This window comes from Streptomyces sp. NH27 (genome assembly GCF_056859195.1).
This window is the reverse complement of sequence record NZ_JACEGK010000222.1, coordinates 1-12111: the sequence shown is the minus strand read 5'-3', so window position 1 is coordinate 12111 and position 12111 is coordinate 1. Positions and strand designations below refer to the sequence as shown.

At 73.8% G+C, this 12111-nt stretch carries 12 protein-coding genes and 2 pseudogenes; 4 read left to right on the top strand and 10 right to left on the bottom strand.

The window, feature by feature from the left end; genetic code table 11:
- From AC13HU_RS19265 to AC13HU_RS19240, 6 genes and pseudogenes are all read right to left on the bottom strand, one after another.
- Positions 1-615 (bottom strand): serine hydrolase domain-containing protein (locus AC13HU_RS19265; protein ID WP_483043138.1); only part of this gene is annotated, 615 nt, incomplete at its 3' end.
- The gene (locus AC13HU_RS19260; RefSeq protein WP_483043137.1) at positions 612-1535 is read right to left on the bottom strand and encodes a DUF6895 family protein; all 924 of its coding nucleotides are present in this window, start codon (positions 1533-1535) and stop codon (positions 612-614) included. The genes AC13HU_RS19260 and AC13HU_RS19265, both read right to left, overlap by 4 nt.
- Positions 1532-2620: a DUF6895 family protein gene (locus AC13HU_RS19255; RefSeq protein WP_483043136.1), complete on the bottom strand. Its 1089-nt coding sequence runs from the start codon at positions 2618-2620 to the stop codon at positions 1532-1534. Before AC13HU_RS19255 ends, AC13HU_RS19260 begins: the two co-directional genes overlap by 4 nt.
- Positions 2621-2706: 86 nt before the next feature.
- Positions 2707-3468, bottom strand: a complete 762-nt coding sequence (locus tag AC13HU_RS19250; protein WP_483043139.1) for a hypothetical protein — start codon at positions 3466-3468, stop codon at positions 2707-2709.
- A gap of 55 nt (positions 3469-3523) precedes the next feature.
- A complete protein-coding gene (locus tag AC13HU_RS19245; RefSeq protein ID WP_483043135.1) occupies positions 3524-3709 on the bottom strand; it encodes a hypothetical protein in 186 nt (61 codons plus the stop codon).
- Positions 3710-4006: 297 nt separating this feature from the next.
- Positions 4007-4375, bottom strand: a pseudogene (locus AC13HU_RS19240) (aldo/keto reductase); the annotation flags it as partial.
- 8 nt (positions 4376-4383) lie between these two features.
- Between AC13HU_RS19240 and AC13HU_RS19235 the strand changes: the two are divergent.
- A pseudogene (locus AC13HU_RS19235) lies at positions 4384-4506 on the top strand (VOC family protein); the annotation flags it as partial.
- 125 nt (positions 4507-4631) lie between these two features.
- Positions 4632-7130, top strand: coding sequence for an ATP-binding cassette domain-containing protein (locus AC13HU_RS19230; RefSeq protein WP_483043134.1), 2499 nt, complete (start codon positions 4632-4634; stop codon positions 7128-7130).
- Here AC13HU_RS19230 and AC13HU_RS19225 read toward each other — a convergent pair.
- Entirely contained in the window at positions 7115-8524 is a 1410-nt protein-coding gene (locus AC13HU_RS19225; protein WP_483043133.1) for an amidase, read from the bottom strand. The two genes, AC13HU_RS19230 and AC13HU_RS19225, sit on opposite strands and share 16 nt — an antisense overlap.
- A 113-nt stretch (positions 8525-8637) precedes the next feature.
- Positions 8638-9171, bottom strand: coding sequence for an ATP-binding protein (locus AC13HU_RS19220; RefSeq protein WP_483043132.1), 534 nt, complete (start codon positions 9169-9171; stop codon positions 8638-8640).
- A 187-nt stretch (positions 9172-9358) separates the two neighbouring features.
- Between AC13HU_RS19220 and AC13HU_RS19215 the strand changes: the two genes are divergently transcribed.
- Positions 9359-9742, top strand: coding sequence for a VOC family protein (locus AC13HU_RS19215; RefSeq protein ID WP_483043131.1), 384 nt, complete (start codon positions 9359-9361; stop codon positions 9740-9742).
- Between the two features lie 25 nt (positions 9743-9767).
- Here AC13HU_RS19215 and AC13HU_RS19210 read toward each other — a convergent pair whose 3' ends face one another.
- On the bottom strand, positions 9768-10559 hold the full coding sequence (locus AC13HU_RS19210; RefSeq protein WP_483043130.1) for an SDR family oxidoreductase: 792 nt from the start codon (positions 10557-10559) through the stop codon (positions 9768-9770).
- Between the two features lie 74 nt (positions 10560-10633).
- Between AC13HU_RS19210 and AC13HU_RS19205 the strand changes: the two genes are divergently transcribed.
- Complete coding sequence (locus AC13HU_RS19205; protein WP_483043129.1) at positions 10634-10813, top strand: hypothetical protein; 180 nt, start codon at positions 10634-10636, stop codon at positions 10811-10813.
- Positions 10814-10930: 117 nt separating this feature from the next.
- Here the strand turns inward: AC13HU_RS19205 and AC13HU_RS19200 are convergent.
- Positions 10931-12111 (bottom strand): lipase family protein (locus AC13HU_RS19200; protein WP_483043128.1); only part of this gene is annotated, 1181 nt, incomplete at its 5' end.

Genomic DNA, 12111 nt, shown 5'->3' with positions numbered 1-12111 from the left:
GTTGGAGTAGTGCCAGTGGCTGCCGGGTGCGTGCCGGGTGCGGGTGCCGGCGAAGGCGCGCAGCAGCCGCTCGCGGTCGTAGCCGACGTAGCCGTTGGTGTACGGCCGCAGCAGCGCGCCCGGGATCAGGTCGCGCGGCACCCGGGGCAGCCCGGAGGTGTGGGTCACCAGGTGCCGCAGGGTGATCGCGCGGGAGTTCGGGTACGGCAGCCGCAGCCCCGGCAGGTGCGCGGCGAGTGGGTCGTCCAGGCCGAGCGCCCCCTCACGGGTCAGCTCGGCCAGCAGCAGCACGGTGAACGTCTTGGAGAGCGAGCCCAGTTCGTAGCGGAGCGACGTGCGCGGCAGCCGGGGTGCCGCGGTGCCGCCGGTGGCGACGGTCCGGCGGCCGGCGCGGGTGACGGCCAGGACGAGGTCGGGCGCGCGGACCTGTGTCAGTGCCTGCTCCAGCCGGGCGGCGACGTCGGGATCGGCATCGGCATCGGCAAGCGAGTGGCCGGTGCCGGTGCCGGTGCCGGTTCCGGTCCGGGTGCCGGCCCCAGTGCCCTGGCCCGGGCGGGAGTCGGGGTCGCCCGGGTTCGGGGCGGAGTTGGGCCGCCCCGCCGCGGGCCCGGTCACGCGGCGACGTCCGACGACAGCGCCCGGGAGGTGGCCATCGCGGAGGCGAACGCCGCGACCAGCGTGGGGTGGTGGACGATGTCGAAGACCCTCTCCGGCCCCCCGGTGGGCATCTCGTGCTGGACGGGCATCGCGCCGTCGGCGGACTGCGCGGCCGCGTACTGCTCCCACAACTGCGCGTCGAGCGTCGGACGGGGCAGGCACGCGTCGACCACGAGCAGTTCGCCCAGCAGGTCCCAGTGCTCCAACTCCGCCCAGTCCGCGGCCCATGCGGGCAGGTACAGCGCCAGGTACGCGGCGATCCGCGGCGGCAGCCGGTCCGGCGCCGCACCCCAGTCGGTGAGGTGGAAGACGGTGTGCGTGACGTCGTAGGAGATGTGGAACTGTGCCGTCCACGGTTCCGGGGTGTGGCCCAACCAGGTTGCGGAAACGGCCTGTTCGAAGTCGCCGCTGGGCACGAGGCCGAGCTTGCGTTCCGCGTTGAGCAGGCCGAGCCGGCGGTTCGGCAGCATCTCGATCGCCTGCCAGCATGCGGTGCTGCGGGCCAGGTCGATCGCGGCCTCCAACCCCGGGTGCCGGTGGCCGAGTTCGTGCAGGCTGCCGTAGATCTCCAGCGGCACCGGGGACAGCGGCTCCTGGGCCTGGAGTTCGGCGAGGACGTTGCCGCCGTCGAGCAGATCCCGCCAGGCGAAGTCGAGCAGCCGCACGGAGAGGTCGTGCTGCCGCGACCCGGCGACGCCCTCCCGCGCCAGCACGCGCATGTTGATCGCCAACTCCCCGATGGGCTTGAGGCGTTCGACCAGCCCGCGGCCGGTCTCGCGGTCGTCGTCGGTGAGCCGGAAGTACTCGCGGTTGGCGTGCAGCCAGGCGAGCGCCTGGTCGCCGACACGGTGCAGGAGCGCGGGAGGTGCGGCGGTCACGGCATGGCCTCGCTCTCAGCGGGTGGGGGTGCGGACGCGGACGTGTGCGGGGATGCGGTCGGTGCGGTGCCCACGCCGAACGCGGCGGGGGCGGTACGAGCCAGGGTCGCGGCGAACGCGATCACCAGAGTGGAGTGGTAGCACCCGGTGAACTCCTCCTCGGGCGGGGCGCCTTCGGGCGGCCCGTCACCGGTCTCGGGCACGGCGCCGTCCGGGCGCTGCGCCGCCGCCAGCACCCGCCAGGCCGCCGGGTCGTATGGCGCGCCCGGCGTGCACGCGGCGACGGCGAGCAGCTCGCCGGCCAGGTCCCACTGCCGCTCCTCCAGCCAGTTCATGGTCCACGCCGGCAGCCACAACCGCAGGTAGCCGGCGAGAGGTTCGGCCATCCGGTGCGGGGTACGGCCCCAGTCGGTGACGTGGAAGACGTCGTGCGTGACGCCGTACGCGGTGCGCAGGTCCAGCGCCCACGGCTCGGGCCGGCAGCCCAGGCCGGTCCGCGCGAGCACGGCGGCGAAGTCGGCGTGCGGCGGCAGGCCGATCCGCCGCTCGGCGTTGAGGACGTTGAGCGTGCGGGTGTGGTCCTCGCGGGCGAGCTGCCACAGCCGCAGCCCGGTGGTGGCCGCGATCAGCTCCTCGGCGGCCGGGTTGCGCAGGCCGGCCCGCGCGAACACCCCGTACAACTCGACCGGGTAGGTCGCCTGCGGTTCGCCGCGGATCAGGTCGGCGAAGAGCTCGCCGCCGCGGGTCTCCTTCCAGGCGTACCCGAACAGGACGTCGGCCAGGGCGCGTACCCCCGGCTGGGGGTGGCAGCCGCGCACCACGTCGGTCAACTCGGCCAGCTCGCCCAGCGGTTTGAGCGTGAGGTTCGGGTCGGCGTCGGTGGCCACGTCGGCCGGCAGCCGGAAGGACGGCCGCATCGCGTCGATCCGGGCGAGCGCGCCCGCGACGATACGGTCCAGCAACTCGGCGTCCGGGTGGGGCGGCCCGCCGTGCGCGCCGGGGCGAGCGGGGAAGTCCGGTGAGCCGGCGTGGACTTGGCGGTCTCGGCCCGGTGCGGTCCGCGTGGCGCCGACTCGGTCCGACACGACCGGCGCGTCCGGCGCCCCCGGCCGCGCCGGACCGGCCGCGGCCGCACCCGCGCCCGGTCCCGTGGCCCCGCCCGCGCCCGCGCTCACCGCGCCCCGCGCCCGTAGAAGCGCCGGGCGACCGCGGCATGCAGGGCCACCCGGGGGTCGCCGCCACTCATCCGCAGGACGTAGACCAGCCCCGTGTCGAGCCCGAGGGAGTCCGGTACGTCCGGTACCCGGGCCAGCCAGCGCCCGATGCCCGCGGCCTGGAGCCAGTCCCGGCGGCGGACCGCCCGGACGAAGCCGCGGGCCAGGTCCTCGGTGCGCGCGGCCAGGCCGTCGGCGAGCGCGGGCGCCAGGCCCGGCAGCGACAGGGCGCCGAGCTGGGAGGCCCGATGGGCGAGCTTGGGCCACGGGTCGGAGTACAGCCAGTCGGTGCCCGCGTGCGGCTCGGCCGGCCGGCCGTCCTGTCCGCCATCGCCGGAACCGCCCACGCTGTGACCCGCGCTGTGTCCGCCCGCGCCGGAACCCCCGGGCAGGAAGGCGCGGGACGCCTCCACCAGCCCGCGATAGCTCCACACGGACACGTCGGACGCGTCCGCGCCGGGCGGGTAGGCGGCGAGCGCCTTCCGTACGACGGCCTCGTCCGCAAGGCCGGCCCCGCCTCCGTTTCCGTTGCCGCGCCCGGCGGCTCGGCCTGTCCCCGTGTCGGTGGCCGCCGCGTACGGCGCCAGTACATCTGCCCCCAGGACCCTGATCGCGGCGAGTGCGACCGGGTCGTCCTGCGCGAGGACACCCGACAGCGCGTAGGAGTCGCGCTCGCCGTCGAGGGCGAGCACGACTCCCGTGGCGATGTCGGCGACCACAGCGCTCAGTGAGGTGTTCCCCTGCGGCTGCTCGGCCAACGTGTCGCCTTCCGCGTCAGCGGGTGTCCGTCTTCGGACGCGGGGTGGGCGGTGAGATCAGAAGCAGGGACGCGAGCAGAAGCGCTCCGCTGCACTCGCGGGTGTCGCGGTAGATGCCTTCCGGTTCTGCGGAATCCAGCAGTCCTTCGACCTCAGCGGCAAGGGCTGCCGTCTCGACCTGGGCTGTCAGCTCCGAAGCCATGGGACCATCTCCTCTTGATCGGCTTGGATCTTCAGGATGGCATTCGGCTCATTTAGCCGCAAATGGGATATTTCTTCCCGGGTGTGTCGCGCTCCCCGAGGCTTGCCCGCGCGGTGATCCGCCCGTCGCACGCCATGCGCGCGCCGCGGGGGTTCCGGGCCGGTCCCGCGATCGACGCGCCCTCGCCCCTGTGCCGGTCCCGCGCCCGCCCCTGCCGGTCCCGTGGCCGCCGCGCCGCCCGCCCCGCCGCGCTGCTCGCGCTGCCCGTGCGGGCCCGTACGCGAGCACGCCCGCCGCTCAGAACTCCTCGTGCTGCTCCGGGTCGCCGCCCAGCCGCCGCCGCTCGCCGGCCGTGATCGCGGCCAACTCCTCCCCGGACAGCTCGAATCCGAAGATGTCCAGGTTGTCGCGCTGCCGCTGCGGGTCACCCGACTTCGGGATCGGTACCGCGCCGAGCTGGGTGTGCCAGCGCAGCACCGCCTGGCCGGGCGTGCAGCCATGCGCCTGGGCGACCGCCTTCACCGCGGGGGCGGCCAGCAGAGCGCTGCCGCGACCGAGCGGGCTCCAACTCTCCACCACCACACCCTTGTCGGCGAGCTGCCCGCGCAACTCCTGCTGCGGGAACAGCGGGTGCATCTCGATCTGGTTCACCGCCGGCAGCACGCCGGCGCATCGAGCGCATCCGGGCCGCGGGTGCCGAGGCGCTCCAAGAGCCGATCGACCAGCCGTACGGGCTCCGCGACTGCGCCTTCCGTGCCCTGGCCGGCAGCATGCTGTGCCTTCACCAGCCCCGGTAGGCCGTGATCGCGGGCATGCGGTAACCGCTGGACATACCGCGCCGAGCTGGTTGGATCAGGTCCAGACGAAGCTGACCGAAGACGGGGACCGTGCAGGCGGCTCCGTTGAGCAGATGGAGACAGGGATGAGCACGGCCAGGAAGACCGGCGCGACGACAGGCTCGGGCACCGGAGCCAGGAGCAACGCGGCCGCCCACGCGCAGAGCAACGCGGCCGCCCACGCGCAGAGCAGTGCGAGGACGGCCGCGCGCCCACCCGAACCGCGGTCCGCCGACGACCACGACCTGATCCGGGTGCACGGCGCCCGCGTGAACAACCTCAAGGACGTCAGCGTCGAGATCCCGAAGCGGCGGCTGACGGTGTTCACCGGCGTGTCCGGCTCGGGAAAGAGCTCCCTGGTGTTCGGCACGATCGCCGCGGAGTCGCAGCGGCTGATCAACGAGACGTACAGCGCCTTCGTGCAGGGCTTCATGCCGACGCTGTCGCGGCCCGAGGTCGACGTGCTGGAGGGGCTGACCACCGCGATCGTCGTCGACCAGCAGCGGATGGGCGCCGACACCCGGTCCACGGTCGGCACCGCCACCGACGCCAACGCGATGCTGCGCATCCTGTTCAGCCGGCTCGGCAAGCCGCACATCGGCCCGCCGAGCGCGTACGCCTTCAACGTCCCCTCGATCCAGGCGAGCGGCTCGATGACCGTCGAGCGCGGCGCCAACAAGGCGCAGAAGGTGACGTACAACCGCACCGGCGGCATGTGCGTGCGCTGCGAGGGCCGGGGCACGGTCTCCGACATCGACCTCACGCAGCTCTACGACGCCTCCAAGTCGATCGCCGAGGGCGCGATCACCGTGCCCGGCTACACGGGCAGCGGCTGGAACTCGCGGCTCTACGTCGAGTCGGGTCTGTACGACCCGGACAAGGCGGTCGGCCGGTTCAGCAAGAAGGAACTGCACGACTTCCTGCACCACGAGCCGGTCCGGATGAAGATCGCGGGCATCAACATGACCTACGAGGGGCTGATCCCGCGCGTCGAGAAGTCGATGCTGTCCAAGGACAGGGACTCCCTCCAGCCGCATGTGCGGGAGTTCGTGGACCGGGCGGTCACCTTCACCGCCTGCCCGGAGTGCGGGGGGACCCGGCTCGCCGAGGGGGCGCGGTCCTCGCGGATCGGCCGGATCAGCATCGCCGACGCCTGCGCGATGCAGATCAGCGACCTGGCCGAGTGGGTGCGCGGCCTCGACGAGCCCTCGGTGGCGCCGCTGCTCACCGCGCTGAGGGACGCCCTCGACTCGTTCTCCGAGATCGGCCTCGGCTATCTCTCGCTCGACCGGCCGTCGGGCACGCTGTCGGGCGGTGAGGCGCAGCGGGTGAAGATGATCCGCCAGCTCGGCTCCTCGCTCACCGATGTGACCTACGTCTTCGACGAGCCGACGGTCGGCCTGCACCCGCACGACATCCAGCGGATGAACAACCTGCTGCTGCGGTTGCGGGACAAGGGCAACACGCTGCTGGTGGTGGAGCACAAGCCGGAGACGATCGAGATCGCCGACCACGTCGTGGACCTCGGTCCCGGCGCCGGCACGGCAGGGGGCACCGTCTGCTTCGAGGGCACCGTCGAGGAGTTGCGGGCGGCGGACACCGTCACCGGCCGCCACTTCGACGACCGGGCCGCCTTGAAGGAGACCGTGCGCGAACCGGCCGGCGTGCTTCCGATCCGCGGGGCGACGACACACAACCTGCAGGACGTGGACGTCGACATCCCGCTCGGGGTGCTGGTCGTGGTCACCGGCGTCGCCGGCTCCGGCAAGAGCTCGCTCGTGCACGGATCGCTCGCGGGCGGCCGGGCGGGCGCCGACGCGGGGGTGGTGTCGATCGACCAGAGCCCGATCCGCGGCTCGCGGCGGAGCAACCCGGCGACGTACAGCGGTCTGCTCGACCCGATCCGGAAGGCGTTCGCGAAGGCCAACGGCGTGAAGCCGGCGCTGTTCAGCGCCAACTCCGAGGGTGCCTGCCCGAATTGCAACGGCGCCGGCGTCATCTACACCGACCTGGCCATGATGGCCGGCGTGGCCAGCGTCTGCGAGGTGTGCGAGGGGAAACGTTTCGACGCGTCCGTGCTCGACTACCACTTCGGCGGCCGCGACATCAGCGAGGTGCTCGCGATGTCGGTGGCGCAGGCCGAGGAGTTCTTCGGCGCCGGGGAGGCCCGTATCCCGGCCGCGCACGCCATCCTCGGCCGACTCGCCGACGTCGGGCTCGGCTACCTCGGCATCGGCCAGCCGCTCACCACGCTGTCCGGCGGCGAGCGGCAGCGGCTCAAGCTGGCCACGCACATGGCCGGCAAGGGCGGCGTCTACGTCCTCGACGAGCCGACCACCGGCCTGCACCTCGCCGACGTCGAGCAACTGCTCGGCCTGCTCGACCGCCTCGTGGACGCAGGCAAGTCGGTGATCGTCGTCGAGCACCACCAGGCGGTCATGGCGCACGCCGACTGGATCATCGACCTCGGCCCCGGCGCCGGCCACGACGGCGGGCGGATCGTCTTCGAGGGCACCCCCGCCGACCTGGTCGCCGCGCGTTCCACCGTCACCGGCGAGCACCTGGCGGCCTACGTCGGCGGCTGAAGGGTCCGCGAACGGGCGTTCGGGTCCTGGCCGTTCCATGCCTCGACGCCCGGCGAGTGGCCGGCCGGCGGGAGTCCCGCCGGCGCGTGGCCTGTCACAGCGTGGCCCGTCGTCGGGAGGAGCAGCGCGGCGGTGGTACGGGCCCACGCGAGGAGTTGCTCGTCGGCTCCCGCTCGCGCGACCCACTGGGAGCCGAGCGGGAGCCCGTCGGCGGTCCGGTCGGCGGGCAGCGCGAGCGACGGCCAGCCCGCGTAGCTCCAGGGCAGGCACATGACGGGGTCGCCCGTGTCGGACAGGCCGTGGGGCGCGGGGCCGGTGGCGGCCGGGCAGATCCAGAGATCGACCCCGGCCCGGTCGGTCGCCGCGAGCAGGCCGGCGCGGAAGGCGGCACGCGCCGACAGCGCCTCGTCGTAGCGCGCGCGGGAGATCGCGAGCCCCTGGCGGACGGTGGCCGCGGACTGCTTCCGGTAGCGGGCACCGTAGCGGGGGAACCACTCGGCGTGGCTGCGCGCGGCCTCATGGCGGTTGACGGCGAACAGGTCGTCGGCGGTGCGGGCGAGGTCCGCGAACATCGGCACCCGGCGCACGGTGAGCCCGGCGCGGGTGAGGGCCGCCACCTGCCGTTCGAGCGCCGTACGCGCCTGCGCCCCGGCCCGGTCCAGGTAGGGACCGTCGGGCACGCCGAACACCGGTTGGCGCTGTACGGCGTTGCGTACCGGCTGCCAGCCGTCGCACAGTACGGCGGCCGCCGCCTCGACCGCGGCGGGCGTCGCGGCGAAGATCCCGAGGGTGTCGAGGGTCGGCGCGTTGGGGACGACGCCGTCGATCGGGATGCGGGAGACGGTCGGCTTGAACCCCACGACGCCGCAGTACGACGCCGGCCGGATCATCGATCCGACCGTCTGCGTACCGATCGCCAGGGGCACCAGGCCGGCCGCGACCGCTGCCGCCGACCCGCTGCTGGAGCCGCCGGGCGTGTGGTCGAGCGCGTGCGGATTGTGGGTGGGGCCCGGTGCGGACATCGCGAACTCGGCCGTCACCGTCTTCCCCGCGACCACGGCCCCGGCCGCGCGGAGCCGGTCCACGACGGACGCCTGCATGCCCTCGAACTCCTCGGCGGGCAGCCCCGATCCGGCGCGCGTCGGCAGCCCGTCCACCCGCACGATGTCCTTGACCGCGACCGGCACGCCGAACAGCGGCAGCCGCGCGCCGTCCACCGGCCGGCGCGCGTACACCGCCGCCAGCTCCCGGCGAACGCGCTCCCGCCGGGCGGCACTTGTCTCCGACCCGGCGACGAACGCGTGAACGGCACGGTCCTGCCGGTCGATCCGGTCGCACAGCTCGTCGGCCGTCACGGACGGCGAACCGTTCAGGTCGTACGTTCTCAGGTCCATGACAGCCAGCGTGCCAGATGCGCGGAGCGGTGCGCGGGTGGGAGACGCGGGGGAGACGCGCGGGGGTGCGCGTACGGGTTCGTCCGGGCGCCGGCCCGGCCCGAACTCGGCCGTCAGGCGCGGGTGGTGCTGCGCAACTCGGCCCACACCCGCTTGCCGCGGCGCAGCGGGGTGGCGCCCCATGCCTCGGCGAGGGCCGTGACCAGGACGAGGCCCCGGCCGCGCTCGTCGTGGGAGTCGGGGCGGAGCAGCACCGGGAGTTCGGGGGAGTGGTCGGTCACGGCGACCCGGACGAGCTGCCCGCTCGGCCGGCTGATCGACACCCGAAGCCGCGAACCGGAGCTGTGCCGGGCCGCGTTGGCGACCAGCTCGCCGACCACCGCGGCGGTGTCCTCGGTCAGGTCGTCCAGCGCCCACACGCTCAGCACGATCGTGACGAGGTTCCGCGCGGACCGCGCGCTCTGCGGCGCGCAGGGCAGCGACGCCTCGTAGCCGGGGCGGCCGCGCGGGTTGGCGACGGTGGTGACGGTCATCTGGATCTCGATGGGCTGGAGATGTGCGGTGGGGTCGGTGCGGTCGGAGGGATCGGCTAGCTCCTGCCCGCCGTCGGCGCTCCTCGCACCACGGTTAGCCGGAATGCGCGGCAATTCCCACCATTCGGCCGTAGCGAGCGGGCATGGCGCACGCCGGACGCCCGACGTACGTGGCGCCGGCCCGGTCCGCCCGACCCGCTCGGTACGCTCGCCGGGTAGCAGGTAGGCCCGTACCTGGTACGCCCGAACCTCCGTACCCCGTACCCCGTACCCCCGTGCCGGAAGGAACCGTGCAGCCGCCATGCGTGTCAGCCGACTCGACCACCTCGTCCTGACCGTCAGGGACATCGACGCCGCCATCGGCTTCTACGCGGGGGTGCTGGGGATGACGGAAGTGACGTTCCGGGGCGGGCGGAAAGCGCTCACCTTCGGGCACGGCAAGATCATCCTGCACCGGGCGGGGCACGAGTTCGAACCGAAGGCCGCGCGGCCGACACCGGGCAGCGCCGACCTGTGCCTGGTGGTGGAGCAGCCGCTGGCCGAGGTCGTCGCCGAACTCGCCGGGCACGGTGTCGCGGTGGAGGAGGGGCCGGTCGAGCGGACCGGGGCGACCGGAGCGATCACGAGCGTGTATGTCCGCGACCCGGACGGCAACCTCGTGGAGTTGAGCACCTACCCGTCCTGAACCGGGCGGGTGGGCGCGACGCGCCCTACGCGAGGCCGCCGTTGCTGTACAGGAGCTGCCCGTTGATCCACTGGCCGCGCGGCGAGCAGAGGAAGTCCACCAGGTGCGCGGTGTCGCGCGGGGTGCCGAGGCGGCCGAGCGGGGTCTGCGCCACGAGGTCGTCGCGGAGTCCGTCCGTCATCCAACCGGTGTCCACCGGGCCGGGGTTGACGACGTTGGCGGTGACGCCCAGGTGGGCGAGCTCCCTGGCCGCGGCCTGGGTGATCCGGTCCAGCGCGCCCTTGCTGGCGCCGTAGGGCAGGTTGCCGACGGTGTGGTCGCTGGTCAGCGCGATGATCCGCCCGGTGCCGTGGGCCCCGGCGAACCGGCGGCCGAACTCCCGTACCAGCAGCCAGCTCGCGCGGGCGTTGACCGCGAAGTGGCGGTCGAAGCTCTCGACGCTCGTGTCCAGCAGGCCCGAGTCGACCGACTCGCAGTGGCACATCACCAGCGCGCTCACGGGCCCGAGCCGCCGCTCGGCCGCGTCGAACACCTGTGCCGCCGCGTCCACTTCGGCGAGGTCGGCCTCGATCGCGGCAGTGGCCGCGCCGCGCCCGCCCAGGTCGGCCGAGACCGCCTCGACCGCGCCGTCTTCCACCCCCCACGCCATCCGCGCGTCGTACGGGTTCCAGTAGCTGAACGCGATGTCCCAGCCGGAGTCGGCCAGTTGCGCGGCGATCCCCGCGCCGATCCCGACCGTCCGCCCCACACCGGTGACCAGCGCGAGCGGGCGGGACGCGGAGCGGGCACGGGAGCCGTCATCGGTGGAAGTCGTCACAGCCCGCGATCCTCGACCATCCCCGGCCACCCCCGCAACCGGTTTACGGCCCCGCGGGTCCTACGGTCGGGACCGTGGTGCGCGGACCATTCGGAGGTTCGGGAGTGGCCGTGCCACAACTCGCGCTCGCCGAGGCCATCGCGGGCCGTCTGGTGCCCCGGGTGCACGCCGCCTTCCCGCTGGAGCGCGCCGCCGCCCACGCCGTCGTGGAAGGCCGCGGCAACGTCGGCGCCGTCTTCCTGGTCACGCCCTGAACCCGCCTGCGCCCAGGGCCTGTTCACCATGCTGGGGCGCCTGCCCGGTCCGGCCGGGCAGGCGCCTGAAAGGGCTCGGCCGCATCCGGCCGGCGCGAGATGTCGCCTGACGTAACGTCAGCAGGAGCTGTTCGGCGGCTTGTTCGCGAAGCGGCTCGCCAGGAAGACCTCGACCGACACCGCGCGGGCGGCGGCCTCCTCGGCGTGCTCGCCGAGCAGGTCGCGGACCTTCTCGATGGTGCCGCCGGCCGCGCACCAGCCGCTGACGGTGGTGTTGTCCTGTCCGACGGGCACGATCTCGTCGGTGTTGGCGTGGTAGTCGTAGACGGGGGTGGCGGGGGCGGTGGAGCCGAGGGTGTTGGCACGCAGGACGGCCGCGACCGACGGAACGGCGAGCGGGTTGGGCGAGGTGGTGTCCTGGTTGAGCTTCCGGAAGGCGTAGGCCGGCAGGATGTTCAGCTCGCAGCTGCCCTTGATGGACGCGAAGTCCTGCTGCCCGCGGGAGTTGAGCAGCCCGTTGATGCCGGACTCGGGGAACTCGGTGGCGAGGCCGTACGCGGCGGCGAACTCGAAGCCGGCGAAGGCGGTGCCGTCGATGTAGCCCGCGACCGAGGCCGGGTCGGAGGGCAGCCCGCCGACCGCGGCGCCGGCCAGTTTCACGTCGGGCGCGTAGGACGGCTGGAGCTGCGCGGCCCAGCCGGTCGCCTCGGCGCCGCCCGAATAGCCGTCCAGCGCCCAGGGGTTGGACGGGCCGATACCCGCGGTGTCGAACGCCTTCACCGCGCGGATGCCGTCGAGCACGGCGTGCCCGGCCTGCGGCCCGGCGAGGAACACCGACTTGGGCCCCTCGAAGTCGGGCACCGCCACCGCCCAGTTGGCCGCGAGGAGTTGGGCGCCCAGCGCCGCGTCCTGCACGTCCTGGCCGGTGGCGATCTGGTACGAGGGGGCGCAGCTCGTGCCGACGCTGTCCTCGGGCGTCTGGAGCGAGACCACCGGCCGCGGCCCGGACCCGGTCCAGGCGGCCTTGGGCACCACGAGGGTCGTCACGGCCAACTCGGGCTGCCCGTGGGAGTCGTTGGTGCGGTAGGAGATCTGCCAGGCGTTCACCGGGACGGAGATGCCGAAGAGGTTGACGCCCGGCACCGGGCGGCTGTCGACGAGCGCGCCGGGCGCGTACGAGGCGATGTCGGCCGGGGCGGCGTAGAACGGGTCCTGGTCCGGCACGGTCGAACCGGGTGCGGTCGTGGCGGACGGCGCCGCGGCCGACGCGCTCGCGGCGGCGGGCAGGAACATGCAGG